15 protein-coding genes are annotated in these 15,398 nt (G+C 66.8%); 5 read left to right on the top strand and 10 right to left on the bottom strand.

Going from position 1 to position 15,398, the window contains the following annotated elements; genetic code table 11:
- The first annotated feature begins 127 nt into the window (after nucleotides 1-127).
- From ugpA to AC6LJ9_RS27985, 3 genes are all read left to right on the top strand, one after another.
- Complete coding sequence (gene ugpA / locus AC6LJ9_RS27995) at nucleotides 128-1,009, top strand: sn-glycerol-3-phosphate ABC transporter permease UgpA (RefSeq protein WP_498150085.1); 882 nt, start codon at nucleotides 128-130, stop codon at nucleotides 1,007-1,009.
- A 21-nt stretch (nucleotides 1,010-1,030) separates the two neighbouring features.
- On the top strand, nucleotides 1,031-1,882 hold the full coding sequence (gene ugpE / locus AC6LJ9_RS27990; RefSeq protein ID WP_498150084.1) for a sn-glycerol-3-phosphate ABC transporter permease UgpE: 852 nt from the start codon (nucleotides 1,031-1,033) through the stop codon (nucleotides 1,880-1,882).
- A gap of 65 nt (nucleotides 1,883-1,947) precedes the next feature.
- Nucleotides 1,948-3,036, top strand: a complete 1,089-nt coding sequence (locus AC6LJ9_RS27985) for a sn-glycerol-3-phosphate import ATP-binding protein UgpC (RefSeq protein WP_212317944.1) — start codon at nucleotides 1,948-1,950, stop codon at nucleotides 3,034-3,036.
- An 84-nt stretch (nucleotides 3,037-3,120) separates the two neighbouring features.
- Here the strand turns inward: AC6LJ9_RS27985 and AC6LJ9_RS27980 are convergent, their stop codons facing one another.
- The 5 genes from AC6LJ9_RS27980 to AC6LJ9_RS27960 form a co-directional block, all read right to left on the bottom strand.
- Complete coding sequence (locus AC6LJ9_RS27980) at nucleotides 3,121-4,017, bottom strand: MipA/OmpV family protein (protein ID WP_498150083.1); 897 nt, start codon at nucleotides 4,015-4,017, stop codon at nucleotides 3,121-3,123.
- 68 nt (nucleotides 4,018-4,085) lie between these two features.
- A complete protein-coding gene (locus AC6LJ9_RS27975) occupies nucleotides 4,086-5,183 on the bottom strand; it encodes a serine hydrolase domain-containing protein (protein ID WP_498150082.1) in 1,098 nt (365 codons plus the stop codon).
- A gap of 162 nt (nucleotides 5,184-5,345) precedes the next feature.
- A complete protein-coding gene (locus tag AC6LJ9_RS27970; RefSeq protein ID WP_498150081.1) occupies nucleotides 5,346-6,635 on the bottom strand; it encodes an ATP-binding protein in 1,290 nt (429 codons plus the stop codon).
- Nucleotides 6,628-7,329, bottom strand: coding sequence for a response regulator (locus tag AC6LJ9_RS27965; protein WP_498150080.1), 702 nt, complete (start codon nucleotides 7,327-7,329; stop codon nucleotides 6,628-6,630). The genes AC6LJ9_RS27970 and AC6LJ9_RS27965 overlap by 8 nt, the downstream gene beginning before the upstream one ends.
- 283 nt (nucleotides 7,330-7,612) lie before the next feature.
- On the bottom strand, nucleotides 7,613-8,740 hold the full coding sequence (locus tag AC6LJ9_RS27960) for a branched-chain amino acid ABC transporter substrate-binding protein (protein ID WP_212317934.1): 1,128 nt from the start codon (nucleotides 8,738-8,740) through the stop codon (nucleotides 7,613-7,615).
- Nucleotides 8,741-9,008: 268 nt separating this feature from the next.
- Between AC6LJ9_RS27960 and AC6LJ9_RS27955 the strand changes: the two genes are divergently transcribed.
- Nucleotides 9,009-9,614, top strand: a complete 606-nt coding sequence (locus tag AC6LJ9_RS27955; protein ID WP_498150079.1) for an RBBP9/YdeN family alpha/beta hydrolase — start codon at nucleotides 9,009-9,011, stop codon at nucleotides 9,612-9,614.
- Nucleotides 9,615-9,752: 138 nt separating this feature from the next.
- On the opposite strand, the gene AC6LJ9_RS27950 is transcribed toward AC6LJ9_RS27955, so the two are convergent.
- From AC6LJ9_RS27950 to AC6LJ9_RS27930, 5 genes are all read right to left on the bottom strand, one after another.
- Nucleotides 9,753-10,253 carry a Dps family protein gene (locus AC6LJ9_RS27950; RefSeq protein ID WP_103274500.1) on the bottom strand — a complete coding sequence of 167 codons (501 nt, stop codon included), beginning with the start codon at nucleotides 10,251-10,253 and terminating at the stop codon, nucleotides 9,753-9,755.
- An 83-nt stretch (nucleotides 10,254-10,336) separates the two neighbouring features.
- On the bottom strand, nucleotides 10,337-11,287 hold the full coding sequence (locus tag AC6LJ9_RS27945; RefSeq protein ID WP_212317931.1) for a LysR substrate-binding domain-containing protein: 951 nt from the start codon (nucleotides 11,285-11,287) through the stop codon (nucleotides 10,337-10,339).
- Between the two features lie 59 nt (nucleotides 11,288-11,346).
- Nucleotides 11,347-13,437 carry an ATP-dependent DNA helicase RecG gene (gene recG / locus AC6LJ9_RS27940; protein ID WP_498150078.1) on the bottom strand — a complete coding sequence of 697 codons (2,091 nt, stop codon included), beginning with the start codon at nucleotides 13,435-13,437 and terminating at the stop codon, nucleotides 11,347-11,349.
- 39 nt (nucleotides 13,438-13,476) lie between these two features.
- Nucleotides 13,477-13,863 (bottom strand): Rid family detoxifying hydrolase, encoded by a 387-nt coding sequence (locus AC6LJ9_RS27935; protein WP_103274503.1) that lies wholly within the window; start codon nucleotides 13,861-13,863, stop codon nucleotides 13,477-13,479.
- A gap of 199 nt (nucleotides 13,864-14,062) precedes the next feature.
- On the bottom strand, nucleotides 14,063-14,980 hold the full coding sequence (locus tag AC6LJ9_RS27930) for a LysR family transcriptional regulator (RefSeq protein ID WP_498150077.1): 918 nt from the start codon (nucleotides 14,978-14,980) through the stop codon (nucleotides 14,063-14,065).
- Nucleotides 14,981-15,074: 94 nt separating this feature from the next.
- Here AC6LJ9_RS27930 and AC6LJ9_RS27925 point away from each other — a divergent pair.
- On the top strand, nucleotides 15,075-15,398 hold a 324-nt coding region (locus AC6LJ9_RS27925; RefSeq protein ID WP_498150076.1), incomplete at its 3' end, for an acyclic terpene utilization AtuA family protein.

Here is a 15,398-nt window from a genome sequence, read left to right as displayed (position 1 = left end):
CGTCTATAGTTGCACAGGCTTGAAGCCCTGGTCATTTTGGGGCTTTGAGCCTATCGTGCTTTCAGGCACGAAGTTCTTCCGGCGGCGATCTTCCATCGCCGCTTTTCTGTACCCTTGGGTTCCCCCTATGGAAAAACGCGTTGTATTCGGGCATAAGACCCTGCCCTATCTGCTGCTGCTGCCGCAGATCGTCATCACAGTGGTCTTCTTCTTCCTGCCCGCCGGACAAGCCATGTGGCAGTCCATGCGGCTCGAAGACGCCTTCGGCCTGTCGTCCGAGTTCGTCGGCATCGACAACTTCGTCGAATTGTTCAAGCAGCAAGCCTACCTGGACTCGTTCCGCGTCACCGCCGTGTTCTCGGTGCTGGTGGCCGTGGTCGGCCTGGGCGTGTCGCTGCTGCTTGCCGTCATGGCAGACCGCGTGATCCGCGGCGCCGGCCTCTACAAGACCCTGCTGATCTGGCCCTACGCCGTCGCGCCGGCCGTGGTCGGCGTGCTGTGGCTGTTCATGTTCTCGCCCTCGGTCGGCATCCTGGCCGTCGCGCTGAACCACTCCGGCGTCAACTGGAACCCGCGCCTGAACGGCAACCAGGCCATGATGCTGGTGCTGATCGCGGCCGTGTGGAAACAGGTGTCGTACAACTTCCTGTTCTTCCTGGCCGGCCTGCAATCGATCCCGCGCTCGCTGATCGAAGCCGCCGCCATCGACGGCGCCTCGCCCTCGCGGCGCTTCTGGAGCATCGTCTTCCCGCTGCTGTCGCCCACCACGTTCTTCCTGCTGGTGGTCAACATCATCTATGCATTCTTCGACACCTTCGCCGTGGTGGACACCACCACGCAGGGCGGCCCCGGCACCTCGACCTCGATCCTGGTCTACAAGGTGTACAGCGACGGCTTCCGCGGCCTGGACCTGGGTTCGTCCGCGGCCCAGTCCGTGGTGCTGATGTTCATTGTGATTGCCTTGACGGTCGTGCAGTTCCGCTACGTCGACCGCAAAGTGCAGTATTGATTTTGTCCGAGGCTACTAACAATGGTTGAACGCCGTCCCTGGCTGGATATTCTGGCCCACGTCATCCTGCTCTGCGGCGTGGCGATGGTGGCATTTCCGCTCTACGTCACTTTCGTCGCGTCCACCCAGACCGCGCAGGAAGTGGCGTCGGCGCCGATGTCGCTCATTCCCGGCAAGCACTTCGTCGACAACTACATGCAGGCGCTGTTCGGCGGTTCGTCCGGCGGCTCCGCCGGCGCGCCGGTGGGCCGCATGATGTACGTCAGCCTGATCATGGCGCTGGCGATCTCCATCGGCAAGATCGCGATCTCGCTGCTGTCGGCCTTCGCGGTGGTCTACTTCCGCTTCCCCGGCCGCATGTTCTTCTTCTGGATGATCTTCGTCACGCTGATGCTGCCCGTGGAAGTGCGGATCGCGCCGACCTACAAGGTGGTCGCCGACCTGGGCCTGCTCAACAGCTACGCCGGCCTGACGCTGCCGCTGATCGCCTCGGCCACCGCCACCTTCCTGTTCCGCCAGTTCTTCCTGACCGTGCCGGACGAGCTGATCGAGGCCGCCCGCATCGACGGCGCCGGCCCCGTGCGCTTCTTCCGCGACGTGCTGCTGCCGCTGTCCAAGACCAGCATCGCCGCCCTGTTCGTGATCCAGTTCATCTATGGCTGGAACCAGTACCTGTGGCCGCTGCTGGTCACCACCCAGGAAGACATGTACCCCGTCGTGATCGGCATCAAGCGCATGATCAGCGGCGGCGACAGCGTGACCGAATGGAACATCACCATGGCCACCGCCATGCTGGCCATGATCCCGCCCGCGCTGGTGGTCATCCTGATGCAGAAATGGTTCGTCAAGGGTCTGGTCGACACTGAAAAGTGACGCTTGCCCATTGCGTTTGCGTACCACGCCCGCCCGAACACGACTCAGATAACACGAATTAACTCATGGCTACTCTCAGCTTCCGCAAAGTCAAGAAAACCTACGCCGGCAACGTGCCCGTGATCCACGGCATCGACATGGACGTCAAGGATGGCGAGTTCATCGTCATCGTCGGCCCGTCCGGCTGCGGCAAGTCCACGCTGATGCGCATGGTCGCCGGCCTGGAATCCGTGACCAGCGGCGAAATCCTGATCGACGACCAGGTCGTCAACCACCTGGAACCCGCCGAACGCGATATCGCGATGGTGTTCCAGAACTACGCGCTCTATCCACACATGACCGTGTTCGAGAACATGGCCTACGGCTTGAAGATCCGCAAGTTCTCGAAGGAAGAGATCAAGAAGCGCGTCGACGCCGCCGCGCAGATCCTCGAACTCGGCCATCTGCTGGACCGCCGCCCGCGCGCCTTGTCCGGCGGCCAGCGCCAGCGCGTGGCCATGGGCCGCGCCATCGTGCGCGAGCCCAAGGTCTTCCTGTTCGACGAGCCGCTGTCGAACCTGGATGCCAAGCTGCGCGTGGCGATGCGCCTTGAAATCATGAAGCTGCACCGCCGCCTGGGCACCACCAGCCTGTACGTGACCCACGACCAGGTCGAGGCCATGACGCTGGCGCACCGCATGATCGTCATGTACCAGGGCGTGCCGGAACAGATCGGCACGCCGATGGAAGTGTTCGAAAAGCCCGCCTCCACTTTCGTGGCCGGCTTCATCGGCTCGCCGCCGATGAACCTGATGGAAGTGAGCGTGGCCGGCGACGGCACGGTGCAGACCGCCGACGGCCAGCCGCTGGAGATCTCGCCGTTGCAGGTGCCGTCCCAGGTCCGCGGCCGCAAGGTCATCATGGGCATGCGTCCCGAGCACATGCTGCTCAACACGCAGGGCGTGCCCTGCGAAGTCGAGATGGTTGAAACGCTGGGCTCCGAGCAGCTGGTCCACTGCCGCGTCGGCAAGACCACGCTGGTCGTACGCTGCACCACTCGCCAGCTGTCGGAATCACCCGCCAAGGTCGGCGACCGCGTCAACGTCGGTCCGGACGGCCGTCATCCGCTGCACTGGTTCGAAACCGACACCGGCCGCCGCGTCCAGGGTCTCTGATCCCGGACTCCGCCGAAACAACAACGGGCGCCGCATGCGGCGCCCGTTTTGCATCCGGCGGGCGGATCCGCCCGCCCTCTTCCATCAATACGTGTACGTGACCATCGTGCCGACGGAGTACTGATTGCGTTCCTTGACGATCGGGCTGTCCTTGGCGTCGCCGAACAGGCGGCGCGCCTCGGCGGCGGCCGTCAGCGTCCAGGACTTGCTGAGCGGATACGACCACACCGCGCCCAGCGCGACGCTCTCCAGGCCGCCTTCGGCCTCGTACTTGCGATAGCCGGACTTGGCCGACTGGCGGCCGCTGACGCCGTACCAGGTGCGCATATAGTTGCCGTCGCCGAAGGTGCTGTTCAGCGACAGGCCAATCTTGCCGGCCGGACCGTCATAGACCTTGGCGCTGGCGCCCAGGTTGAACAGGGTGTAGGCGCTGCCGGTGTCGCGGTCGTCGCCCTTCTTGAACGCGTGTTGCACCGAGGCGGACAGCGTCACGGGGCCGACGTCGGTCTCGGCGTCGAAGCCAACCTGCGCGCGGCTCTTGATGTCGCCCATGCCGCGCAGCGCATTCGAGCCTTCCAGGCCCTTCTTGTGGTCCTTGCGCGAGGCGCTGGGACCGACATAGATGCGGAACGTGCTGCCCATCGTGTTGGTTTCCCAACCCAGGCCATGGTCGGTGTTCAGGAAGATGCCGTAGGGACTGCGCACGCCGAAGCCGAACACGGGCACGGCGACGCTCTCGTCGCTGCCGCTGTAACGCGGCACGTAGGCGCCGCCCACCGTGCCGTAGAAAGACCACTGGTCCTGCACCATGCCGGTGGCGCCACCCCTGGCGACCTCCAGTTCGCGCGACGTGGCGCCGCGCTTGCCGGAAGCGTTGCCGGCGCCATCCTCGGCCGCCATCGAAATGACAGGCAGCAGGGCCAGGGTGCATGCGGCGGCCACGCGGCGCGGCTCGAGGACTATCAGGGTAGATCGCTTCATAGAGCTTCCAGGGAAACGAGGTTGAGGAGGTACTGCTTACATCCGCCGCGCGGCACGCGGCGTCAAATCTAGCGGACGTCGTCGCCGTACTTGGCCTGGCGCATCAGCGTCATGGCCAGCGCCGACACCGACGCCACCAGCGGCTCGGCCGTGTCGGCATTGCTCATGACCAGCACGGCGAGCTTGTCGCGCGGGGCCAGTACATAGCGGGAATGAAAGGCTTCGGTGGCGCCGCTGTGCGAGCGCATCGCGTCGCCCGCGACGCCGTCTTCGCCACAGGGCGCGGCCAGCCAGGACAGGGCCAACCGACACGGCAGGCTGATGCCATCGGCCACGGTTTCGAGGTTCAGGATCGCCTGCGCCGACTCGGCCTTGAGCACCCGCGTATCGCGGTAGCGGCCTTCGGCGAACAGCATGCTGCTGAAGCGCGCCATCTCCGACGAGCTCATCCAAAGGCCCTCGGCGGCCGCGTTGTCCAGCGGCGATTCGGACCAGGGCTTGCCGCGCCGATAGCCGGCGGCGCGCAGGTCCAGCATGCGTTCATCGGCCTGATAGCCGGCGCGGGAAATGTTGAGCGGGCGCAGGATCGCGCGGCGCATGTAGGTGTCGAACGGCTCTTCGGTCGCGTGCGCCACCATGTCGCCCAGCAAGGCGTAGCCCATGTCGGAACGCGTCCTGCCCATGGTGTCTTCGGGCGTATCCGGCCGCAGCGTCAGCAGGCTGCGCGCGGTGACCGGATGCGCGCCCAGCCATTGCATGGCCGCGCGGCGCGGCTGGATCTCCCACTGCGGCAGCGCCTGCGCCGCGGGCATGTCCAGCGCCAGGCGCCCGTCGTCGGCGGCGCGCATGACGCCCGCCGCCGTCACCAGTTTGGAAATCGCGCCAACGCGGTACAGCGTGTCGCTGGACGCGTTGCGATGGCGCGCCTCGTCCGCGTAGCCGAACCCGGCGCTCCAGACCAGCTTCTGGTCATCGACCAGCGCGATCGACAGCCCGGGCACGTCCAGCGCGCTCAGGTCATGGGAAATACGCTTGGTGAGATAGCTCACCACCGCGTGATAGTCGCCCTTGGATATGGCCGGCGGCTTGGCCGGCGGCACGCCCTGGCAACCGCCGGCAAAAGCCAGCGATGCGCCTAGGACGAGGGTACGGGCAAACGGAAACATGACGTGCGGCAAAGCCTCTGATGACAACTGCCGTCATGCTGTCGATGGGTCAAACTCCGTTCTTTCCTGCTTTGTATGGAGTTTGTAAAGATTGGACAGGATGTTTGTGAAGTTTATTGAAGACGCCCGTCCAGAGCGGCCTTCCGGGCAGCGGAGCAGCACTCAGGCTGCCTTCCAGCTGATGATGAAACGGGCCCCGCCCAGGGGGCTGTCCACCACCTCGGCCGTGCCGTTATGCCAGCGCGCCACCCGGCTGACGATCGCCAGCCCCAGGCCGGTGCCGCCTGTGCCGCGATCGCGGCTTTCGTCCAGCCGGATGAACGGCTCGAAGATGCGCTCGCGATCCGCCAGCGGAATGCCGGGACCGTCATCGTCCACCATGAGCACATATTCGCGCGGCGCGGGCGAGACCAGGCTCACCCGGATATTGCCGCCGGCGTAACGGATGGCGTTCTGCAGCAGGTTCAGCAGCGCCCGGGTCATGTAGCGCTGGTTCAGGTGCACCTGCGCCACCTGGCATAGCGCCACCTCGCAGCGCACGCCGCGCTGGCCAGCCTCGAAACCGGCATGCTGGACCACGGAGTCCAGCCAGCCGCGCGCATCCTGCGCCTCCAGCGTCACGCCGTCGCTGTGCTCCAGCCGCGCATACATCAGCAGCTCGGAAGCCATGCTGTCCAGCTCGGCCACGTCGTTCTTCATTTCCTCGATCAGGCGACCGCGCGCGGCCTCGTCCCGCTCGCGGCCCATCATGTCCAGCTCGAACGACAGGCGCGCGATGGGCGTGCGCAGCTCGTGCGAGACGGCGTTGGTCAGTTCGCGCTGGTTGCTGATCAGGGCGCCGATGCGCTCGGACATCTGGTTGAAGGTCTCACCCAGGTTGCCGATGCTGGAATGGCGCGACAGCCGGGCCCGGGCCTGCAGATCGCCCTGCCCCATGCGTTGCGCCGCCGTCTTGAGCGCCTCCAGGTCGCGCCAGATGGGCAGCGCCCACACCAGCATGAACGCGCACAGCAGCAAGCCCAGCGCGGAATAGACCGCCGCGATTACCCAGGGCCCGATCGACGGTTCGGGCGGCAGCTTGAGCTCCAGCCACTGGCCACCCGCGCCGGGGATGCCGGCCACGAAGGTCTGCATCTTGTCGCGAATGAAGAAATCACCCGCGCGGATGGCCTGGCGTTCCTTGTCGCTGGCGTTGTAGTCGCGCGCGTTCACCACCCTGAGGCCCAGGCCGTAGTACGGCGCGAGCTGGTCGTCGATATGTGTCTGCCGGGAAGCCGGCTCGATGCGGGACAGTTCCTGCACCAGACTGTGGATCTGGCCGCGCACGGATTCGCGCGTGTAGGCATCGCTGACCGGCTCGAACAGGTAATTGGCGGAACGGTCCACGATCTCGTTGGAGATCACGAAGCCCACCGCTAGCACCACGAAGAGCCGCAGGACGAACTTAAGCATCCTCGCCCTCGTGTGCCTTGGGCGAGAACAGATAGCCCTTGCCCCACACGGTCTTGATGCGCGCCGGGTCGCGCGGGTCGTCGTCCAGCTTGCGGCGCAGCTTGCTGACGCAGACGTCGACGCTGCGGTCCAGGCCATTGAACTCGATGCCGTGCACGGCGTTGAGCAGGTCGTCGCGGGTCAGCACCTGCCCGGCCTGGCTGGCCAGCGCCCACAGCATCTCGAATTCCATGGTGGTCAGGTCGACCTCCACGCCCGCGTGCACCACGGCGCGGGTGCGCCGGTCGATGACCAGCGGGCCGAATTCCAGGCGCTCCGGCGGTTCGTCCAGCTGGCTGTGCCGGCGCAGCAGCGCGCGGATGCGCGCCAGCAGCACGCGCGGCTCGACCGGCTTGATGACGTAATCGTCCGCGCCCGACTCCAGGCCCAGGATCTGGTCCAGGTCGTCCTCGCGCGCGGTCAGCATCAGGATGGGCGCGGAAGAGAACGCGCGCAGATCGCGGCACACCTGCAGGCCGTCGCGGCCCGGCAGCATCAGGTCCAGGATGGTGATGGCCGGATCGTGCCTGCGGAACGCCTCGACCGCGTGGTCGCCGCGATAGGCCTGCGCCACATTGAACCCGTGTTGCTCCAGGAACTGGGCGATCAGGCGCGACAGCTTGGGATCGTCTTCGACTAGCAGGGCCTTGGTCATGATGTCCACAAAAAAAGAGTTCAATTGCGCCGCATTCTACGCAAAAGTCGGGAATCGGCGTTCGACCGTCGCGCCCCGGCCCGGTTCCCGAGTCCGGACGGACCGAGGCAGATCGGCGGTTTCGGCACCCCGTCCGCGAGGGCGCGCGGCCCTCGGGCAGGAGCGACGTTCCGCCTGGCCGCCCAATAAAAAACGGACCGGAAAGCTAGGCTTCCGGCCCGTCGCGAGCCTGTCCCCGAGCCCGCGCGCAGCGGGTCCGGGGAAGGTTCCGGCATGCGCCGGTTTACTTGTAGACGGTCTTGGAACCGTCCTTGTGCCAGGTGAACACGTCGAACTGGAAGTTCGTCAGGTCGCCCTGCTTGTTCCAGGAGATCTTGCCGATCGGGGTGTCGAGCGTGTTGGCGTGCAGGAACTTGGCGACCTTGGCCGGATCCTCGCTGCCGGCGCCCTTGATGCCGTCGGCGATGGCCAGGGTGGCGGTGTAGGCGGTCATCTGGAAGGCGCCCGCGGCATTGCGCTTCTTGGCCTGGAAGGCCTTCACGATCTCGGCATTGGCCGCGCTCTGGCTGAAGTCGGCCGGCAGCGTCAGCAGCATGCCCTCGACGGCGTCGCCGGCGATGGCGTTGATGTCCGGATTGCCCGTGCCTTCCGGACCCATCCACTTGGCCTTCACGCCCTGTTCGGCCGCCTGGCGCAGCAGCAGGCCCATTTCGGGGTGGTAGCCGCCGTAGTAGACGAAGTCCACGCCGCCGCTCTTGAGCTTGGTGATGACGGCGGAGTAGTCGCTGTCGCCGGCGTTGATGCCTTCGAAGATCGCGACCGGGATGCCGCCCTTCTCGAGGTCGTTCTTGACCGCGGTGGCGATGCCCTGGCCATAGGACTGCTTGTCATGCAGCACGGCGACCTTCTTCGGCTTGAGTTTTTCCAGGACGAACTTGGCGGCGGCCGGGCCTTGCTGGTCGTCGCGGCCGATGGTGCGGAAGATGAACTCGTAGTTCTTGCCGTCGGTCAGCGCCGGCGAGGTGGCCGAGGGGGTCACCATGACCACGCCTTCGTTGTTGTAGACGTCGGCGGCGGCGATGGTCGCGCCCGAGCAGACGTGGCCAACCACGAAACCGATCTTGCTGTTGACCACGCGGTTGGCGGCCACCGGACCCTGCTTGGGTTCGCAGCCGTCGTCGATGACGACGGTTTCCAGCTTCTTGCCATTGACGCCGCCGGCGGCGTTGATGCGCTCGACGGCCGTGTCAACGCCTTCGCGGACCATGTCGCCGTACTGGGTGACCGGGCCGGTGGTCGGGCCGACCACGCCGATCTTGATCGTCTGGGCTTGCGCGCCCGCTGCGAACGTCAACCCTGCGGCAACACCCAAGGCGGCGATGACCGGGGTCAGACGGAATGCTGTCTTCATGAGTGGACTCCTCTATTGGCATGTAATCGTTGGTTTTCACCGGGCGAAGGCCGGAATTATTAGTGAATTCCGCCCGGCTGCTATGCGTTTGCACGGCAAAGCATACACTGAAAGATCACTGTCATTGTGGGCTCCGGCCCGCCTTTTTTTATGCGAAAAACTTGACGGGACGCATCACTTTCCCGCATTTCCTTTATGCAGTCAGGGATATATGCAAAAGAGGATTTATTCGTTTGCGTTACTAAGCCGGCGCGGCATCATGGCCGCCATGAGACTCCAACCGATCATCGTCCCCGGATGGAAAAACTCCGGACCCGAACACTGGCAATCCCGCTGGGCGGACGCCTTGCCGCACGCGATCCGGGTACAGCAGCGGGACTGGGAACGCCCGTCCTGCGCCGACTGGACCGCCACGGTGGCGGCCGAAGTGGACAAGGCCCGCAGTCCCGTGCTGCTGATCGCGCACAGCCTCGGCTGCCTGGCCTGTGCCGCGCTGCCGGTGCCGCTGCGCGCCAAGGTGGCGGGCGCCCTGCTGGTGGCACCGGCCGACGTGGAACGCGCCGACGTCCCTGACTGTCTGCGCGGCTTCGCGCCGATTCCCCGGACGTCGCTGCCCTTCCAGAGCGTGGTGGTGGCCAGCGACAACGATCCCTATTGCCGCCTGGAACGCGCGCGCCTGTTCGCCGAGCACTGGGGCAGCCGCCTGGTGATCGTGTCTGGCGCCGGCCACATCAACGCCGACAGCGGGCTGGGCGATTGGCCACAGGGCCTGAAGCTGCTGGGCGCGCTGCGCCGGCGCTCTTCCTGGCGGGTCTCGCCGCCGCCCGAGCGCATCTCGCCGGTACCCGTGCGGCCGCTATCGCACCAGGGCTGAGCATCTCCACGCGGCGCTCGCCGATACGCGCTTTCCGCCCCTGACGGACGTTTCCATTGGGGCTGCCCCAAAAAAAACCCCGCGACGCGAAGGTGCGTGGCGGGGTTGATCGGCCGCGCTATCGCGGCTCGCGATGGATCACTGCAGCAGGCTGCGCAGCATCCAGGCATTCTTCTCATGCACGTCCAGGCGCTGCGTCAGCAGGTCGGCCGTGGGTTGGTCATTGGCGGCATCTGCCTTCTCGAAGGCGGCGCGCGCGGTCTTGGCGACCGACTCGTTGGCGCTGACCAGCAGGCGCACCATTTCCAGCGCTTCCGGCACCGAGTCCGGCTCGGCGATCGACGACAGCTTGGCGTACTCGCGGTACGTGCCCGGCGCGTAGTGGCCCAGCGCGCGGATGCGCTCGGCGATGCTGTCCAGCGCGTTCCATTCCTCGGTGTACTGCGTCATGAACATCAGGTGCAGCGTGTTGAACATCGGCCCCGTGACGTTCCAGTGGAAGTTGTGCGTCATCAGGTACAGCGTGTACGAATCCGCCAGCAGCTTGGACAGCTCTCCCGCAACCGCGGCGCGGTCCTTGTCGGAAATGCCGATGTTGATGCGCGGAACGCTGGTGGTCTTCTTGGAGGACTTGGCCATCGATGACTCCTGTTGAATGGACTAAACAAGGATAACACTGCCGTTGCGACAGGCTCGGGAGCGCGCGAGCGCTCGGGGGTGGGCTAATCCTGTTCTGCGGTGATCTCGCCGGCCAGCATCTGCACGCCCGGCAGCCCGCATTCATAGACGGCCTGCGCCAGCGCCTCGATCGCCGCGAGTCGCGGAAAGCTGCGGCGCCAGGCCAGCACCACGCGGCGTTCCGGCACCTGGCCTTCGAACGGCAGGTAGCGCAGCAGGCTGTTCGAGGGAGGCTGCTCCGGCACCGCGGTCACCGGCAGCACCGTGACACCGATGCCCGCCGCGACCATGTGGCGGATCGTTTCCAGCGACGAGCCCTCGAAGGTACGCTGGATGCCGTCGCTGGCGGCGGAAAAGCGCGACAGCTCTGGACAGACCTCCAGCACCTGGTCGCGGAAGCAGTGGCCACTGCCCAGCAGCAGCATGGTCTGCTGCTTCAGGTCCTGCGCGTCGACAGCGGCCTGCTTCGCCAGTTCGTGGTCGTTGGGCACCGCCACCACGAAGGGTTCATCGTAGAGCGGCTGCATGACCAGGCCTGCCTCCGGCAAGGGTAAGGCCATGATGGCGCAATCGATCTCGCCCTGGCGCAGCAACTCGACCAGGCGCACGGTGAAGTTCTCCTGCAGCAGCAGCGGCATCTGCGGCGTGCGGCGGATCTGCTCGGGCACGAGGCGCGGCAACAGGTAGGGACCGATGGTATGGATCACGCCCACGCGTAGCGGCCCGGCCAGCGGATCGTGGCCCTGGCGCGCGATCTCCTTGATGCTGGCGCTTTCCTCCAGCACCTTCTGCGCCTGCGCCACGATGCGCTGCCCGATCGGCGTGACGCCGACCTCGGCGCCGCCGCGTTCGAACAGGGTCACTCCCAGCTCGTCCTCGAGCTTGCGGATGGCGACGGAAAGCGTGGGCTGGCTGACGAAACAGGCCTCTGCCGCCCGGCCGAAATGGCGCTCCCGCGCCACGGCCACGATGTACTTGAGTTCGGTGAGAGTCATACGCCCCCCGGTTATGCGGCGGCCAGCAGGCCGTCGGCGGAAAGTTTAGGGTGGTTCATCTAGGTGCGCAGGAAGTCCTCGCGGCCGCGCATCCAGCGCGCCAGGTGCGCCTGGACCGCGTCGGGATGCTCGGCCCGCAGCCAGACCGCCGCGTCGCGCGCGTCCTCGGCGATGGCCGCGTCGGTCTCCAGGTCGGCGAAGCGCAGCAGCGCCATGCCGGACTGCCGCGTGCCCAGGAATTCTCCGGGGCCGCGCTGCTCCAGGTCGCGCCGGGCGATCTCGAAGCCGTCGGACGTCTCGAACATGGCGCGCAGGCGCTCGCGCGCGATCTGCGACAGCGGCGTCTGATAGAGCAACACGCAGACCGATTCGGCAGTGCCCCGCCCTACCCGTCCGCGCAGCTGGTGCAGCTGAGCCAGGCCGAAGCGCTCGGCGTGCTCGATCACCATCATCGACGCATTGGGCACGTCCACGCCCACTTCGATCACGGTCGTGGCCACCAGCAGGTCGACCTCGCCTTCGCGGAACGCCTGCATCACCGCCGCCTTCTCGGCCTGCGGCAAGCGGCCGTGCACCAGGCCTATGCGCAGGTCGGGCAGATCGGCCTGCATGCCTTCGTAGGTATCGACGGCGGTCTGCAATTCCAGCGCCTCGCTTTCCTCGACCAGCGGGCAGACCCAGTAGGCCTGCCGGCCGGCGCGCGCCGCCTGGGCGATGTGCGCGATGACCTCCTCGCGGCGCGCGTCCGAGACCAGCTTGGTCACCACCGGCGTGCGGCCAGGCGGCAGCTCGTCGATGACAGACACGTCGAGGTCGGCGAAGAACGTCATGGCCAGTGTGCGCGGGATGGGCGTGGCGCTCATGTTGAGCTGGTGCGGCACGATGCGGCCGCGCACGGTCTCGCCCTTTTTGGTCAGCGCCAGGCGCTGGCCGACGCCGAAGCGATGCTGCTCGTCGACGATGGACAGGCCCAGCCGATGGAACTCGACATGGTCCTGGATCAGCGCCTGCGTGCCGACCACCAGTTGCACGCTGCCCTCGGCCACGGCGGCAGCAGCCTCGCGCCGCGCCTTGGCCGTCAGGCTGCCCGTCATCCAGGCGATGTTCACGCCCAGCGGCTGCAGCCACGCGGCGAGCTTGCGGAAATGCTGTTCGGCCAGGATTTCGGTGGGCGCCATCAGCGCCACCTGGGCGCCGGCGGCGATGGCCTGGGCCGCCGCGATGGCCGCGACCACGGTCTTGCCGCTGCCCACGTCGCCCTGCAACAGACGATGCATCGGATACGGCTGCGCCAGGTCGGCGGCGATTTCCCGCACCACGCGCTCCTGGGCGCCGGTCAGCTTGAACGGCAGGGTTTCATACAGCCGGGCCACCAGCCCGTCCGATGCGTCGCTGGGCGGCAGCGGCGCGGCTTCCTTGATGCGCCGCGCGGCCCGGGCAGCGGCCAGCGACAGTTGCTGCGCCAGCAGCTCATCAAACTTGATGCGCCGCCAGGCAGGGTGGACCCGTTCCAGCAACGCTTGTTCCGACTCGCCCTGAGCGGGTGTGTGCAGCGCGCGGATGGCGGGCTCGAACAGCGGCAGCGCATAGCGCTCGCGCGCCACCGGCGGCAGGGTGTCGGACAGGTCGGCGCGGTCCAGCGCCTGCGCGATGGCGCGGCGCAGCGTCAGCTGCGGCAGGCCTTCGGTGCTGGGATAGACGGGCGTGAGCGCGGTGGGCAGCGGCGCATCGGCGTTGACCATGCGCGGATGCACCATCTCGCGGCCGAACAGGCCGCCGCGGACCTCGCCGCGCGCGCGCAGCCGCTTGCCCACGGCTACCTGCTTCTGCTGGCTGGGATAGAAATTCAGCCAGCGCAATTGCAGTTCGCCGCTGTCGTCGGCCAGCGTGGCGGTCAGTTGGCGCCTGGGCCGGTACAGCACCTCGGACTTGGTGATCTCGCCTTCGACCTGCGCCGAGAAGCCCGGCCGCAACGAGGCGACCGGGACCACGCGGGTTTCATCCTCGTAGCGCAGCGGCAGGTGCAGCACGAAGTCTTCGGGCGACACCAAGCCCAGATTGCGGAGCTTGCGCTCCGTATCCGTCAGCGGTTTGCCGGCGCCGCCCTTGGCAGCGCCCGCGCGCTTGGGTGCCGCTGCGGCGGCCGGCATGGAGGAACGAGCCTCGGTAATGAAATGCCCCGGCGGTGCTTACAGGACCAGGATGGCCTCGACTTCGAACTGCGCGCCCTTGGGCAGGCTGGCCACGCCGATGGTGGAGCGCGCCGGAAAAGGCTGCGGAATGATCTCGGCCATGATGGCGTTGGCGGCCGCGAACTTGCCCAGGTCGGTCAGGAACAGGGTCAGCTTGACGACGTTGTCCAGCGTGCCGCCGGCCGCCTTGATGACTTCCTGCATGTTGGCGAACGCCTGGCGCACCTGGGCGTCGAAGTTCTCGGACACCAGATCGCCGGTGCCGGGCTCCAGGCCGATCTGGCCGGACAGGTAAACCGTCTTGCCGCCGCTGACGGCGACCGCTTGCGAGTAAGGGCCGACGGCGGCGGGCGCGGCGTCGGTATGGATGATTTGCTTGCTCATGGGCGGAATCCTTGTAAGGTCTGTACAGATGTTTGAACTATCGGATTTTAATCAGCAATAGCATATTGCGAAAGCTTCGGCTTGCCGCCACGATGCCCGCGTCCACTGAAGCGACGCGCAAGCGATGGCGGCAATGCCGCGGCCCTGTCATGTTACCCACGCCGATGACAGCATGATGTACGGCCTGTGCCCGGCCCGATCAGGGCCCCGTGCCCGCCAGCCCTTGCCCACCCAGCTCGACGCGCCGCTCCAGCAGCAGGTCATACAAGCCCTGCGCCGCCACCGACAGGCTGCGCCCCTCGCGCCGCACCAGGTGCAGGGGCCGCGTCAGCGCGCGTCCGGCCAGCGGCACGATGCGCAAGTCCTCGCCGCCGAAATGGAACAATGTCATCGCCGGCACCACCGACACGCCCAACCCCGCCCTGACCAGCCCGGTCACCGTGGCCAAATGCTCCACCTCGAACACCGGCGGCGGCGCGGCCGCGCCCAGGGCCGCGTCCAGGTGCTTGCGCACGCTGCTGCCGCGTGCAAGCTGGATCAGCGGATAGCGCGCGATGTCGCGCAAACGCGCCTGTTCCTGGCCGGCCAACGGGTGATCGCCACGGCACACCAGGAAATAGCGGTCGGCGTACAGGAATTCGCTGACCAGCTCGCTCATGTCCGGCCGTTCCGAGGCCACCGCGAAATCCGCCTGTCCGCTGCGGACCATGTCCAGGCAGGGATCCAGCAAGGCGTCGCGCAGGTCTACCAAGATGCCGGAATGCCGGTCGCGAAAGCCCGCCAGCAGGCCGGGCAGCCAGCCCGCCGCCAGCGACGGCAACGCGGCCAGCGTCACCCGGCCCCGACGCCGCGCGGCATGGTCGCGCAGATCGTCCATGGCCAGTTCCATGTCGGCGAGCAGGCGGCGCGCCGAGGCCTCCAGCACGCGCCCTTCCGCCGTCAGCTCGACGTTGCGCGTGTCGCGGTCGAACAGGCGCAGGCCGGCGCTGTCTTCCAGCTGGCGGATCAGGGCGCTGAAGGCGGGCTGCGTCAGGTGACAGCGCTGCGCAGCCCGGGTGAAGTGCTTCTCGTCGGCCAGGGCCACGAAGGCGCGCAGCTGGCGGGCAGAGAGATTCATGGCTTTTCTCTATGAATTGATCCGATATTTCTATTTTACGGATGACTGGCCGCTGCCTATAGTGGCCACCAACCTGTGCCCGTCCATGACCGCCATGCCCCGCTCTCCCCTCCATATCGGCTGCGCCTCCGGCTTCTCCGGCGACCGCAGCGACGGCGCGCCCGCCGTGGTGCGCACGCTGGCCGCGCGCGGCGGCGGCACGCTGATCTTCGAAACGCTGGCCGAACGCACCTTGGCGCTGGCGCAACTGGCGCGCAACGAGGATCCGCGTCGTGGCTATGAACCGCTGCTGGACGAGCTGGTCGGCCCCGTGCTGGCCGATTGCCAGCGCCACGGCATTGCCATCGTCAGCAATTTTGGCGCGGCCAATCCGCCGGGCGCGGCGCGGCGCATCGCGGAATTGGCCGCGCAGCAGGGC

The sequence above is a fragment of the Achromobacter sp. 1011811831 genome (assembly GCF_059760905.1).
This window is presented reverse-complemented; position numbering and strand designations above follow the sequence as displayed.

What these genes read in the sequence shown, in the direction of transcription:
- ugpA (WP_498150085.1), top strand. Translation starts at nt 128, where the DNA reads ATGGAAAAACGCGTTGTATTCGGGCATAAGACCCTGCCCTATCTGCTG.
- ugpE (WP_498150084.1), top strand. Translation starts at nt 1,031, where the DNA reads ATGGTTGAACGCCGTCCCTGGCTGGATATTCTGGCCCACGTCATCCTG.
- AC6LJ9_RS27985 (WP_212317944.1), top strand. Translation starts at nt 1,948, where the DNA reads ATGGCTACTCTCAGCTTCCGCAAAGTCAAGAAAACCTACGCCGGCAAC.
- AC6LJ9_RS27980 (WP_498150083.1), bottom strand. Translation starts at nt 4,017, where the DNA reads ATGAAGCGATCTACCCTGATAGTCCTCGAGCCGCGCCGCGTGGCCGCC.
- AC6LJ9_RS27975 (WP_498150082.1), bottom strand. Translation starts at nt 5,183, where the DNA reads ATGTTTCCGTTTGCCCGTACCCTCGTCCTAGGCGCATCGCTGGCTTTT.
- AC6LJ9_RS27970 (WP_498150081.1), bottom strand. Translation starts at nt 6,635, where the DNA reads ATGCTTAAGTTCGTCCTGCGGCTCTTCGTGGTGCTAGCGGTGGGCTTC.
- AC6LJ9_RS27965 (WP_498150080.1), bottom strand. Translation starts at nt 7,329, where the DNA reads ATGACCAAGGCCCTGCTAGTCGAAGACGATCCCAAGCTGTCGCGCCTG.
- AC6LJ9_RS27960 (WP_212317934.1), bottom strand. Translation starts at nt 8,740, where the DNA reads ATGAAGACAGCATTCCGTCTGACCCCGGTCATCGCCGCCTTGGGTGTT.
- AC6LJ9_RS27955 (WP_498150079.1), top strand. Translation starts at nt 9,009, where the DNA reads ATGAGACTCCAACCGATCATCGTCCCCGGATGGAAAAACTCCGGACCC.
- AC6LJ9_RS27950 (WP_103274500.1), bottom strand. Translation starts at nt 10,253, where the DNA reads ATGGCCAAGTCCTCCAAGAAGACCACCAGCGTTCCGCGCATCAACATC.
- AC6LJ9_RS27945 (WP_212317931.1), bottom strand. Translation starts at nt 11,287, where the DNA reads ATGACTCTCACCGAACTCAAGTACATCGTGGCCGTGGCGCGGGAGCGC.
- recG (WP_498150078.1), bottom strand. Translation starts at nt 13,437, where the DNA reads ATGCCGGCCGCCGCAGCGGCACCCAAGCGCGCGGGCGCTGCCAAGGGC.
- AC6LJ9_RS27935 (WP_103274503.1), bottom strand. Translation starts at nt 13,863, where the DNA reads ATGAGCAAGCAAATCATCCATACCGACGCCGCGCCCGCCGCCGTCGGC.
- AC6LJ9_RS27930 (WP_498150077.1), bottom strand. Translation starts at nt 14,980, where the DNA reads ATGAATCTCTCTGCCCGCCAGCTGCGCGCCTTCGTGGCCCTGGCCGAC.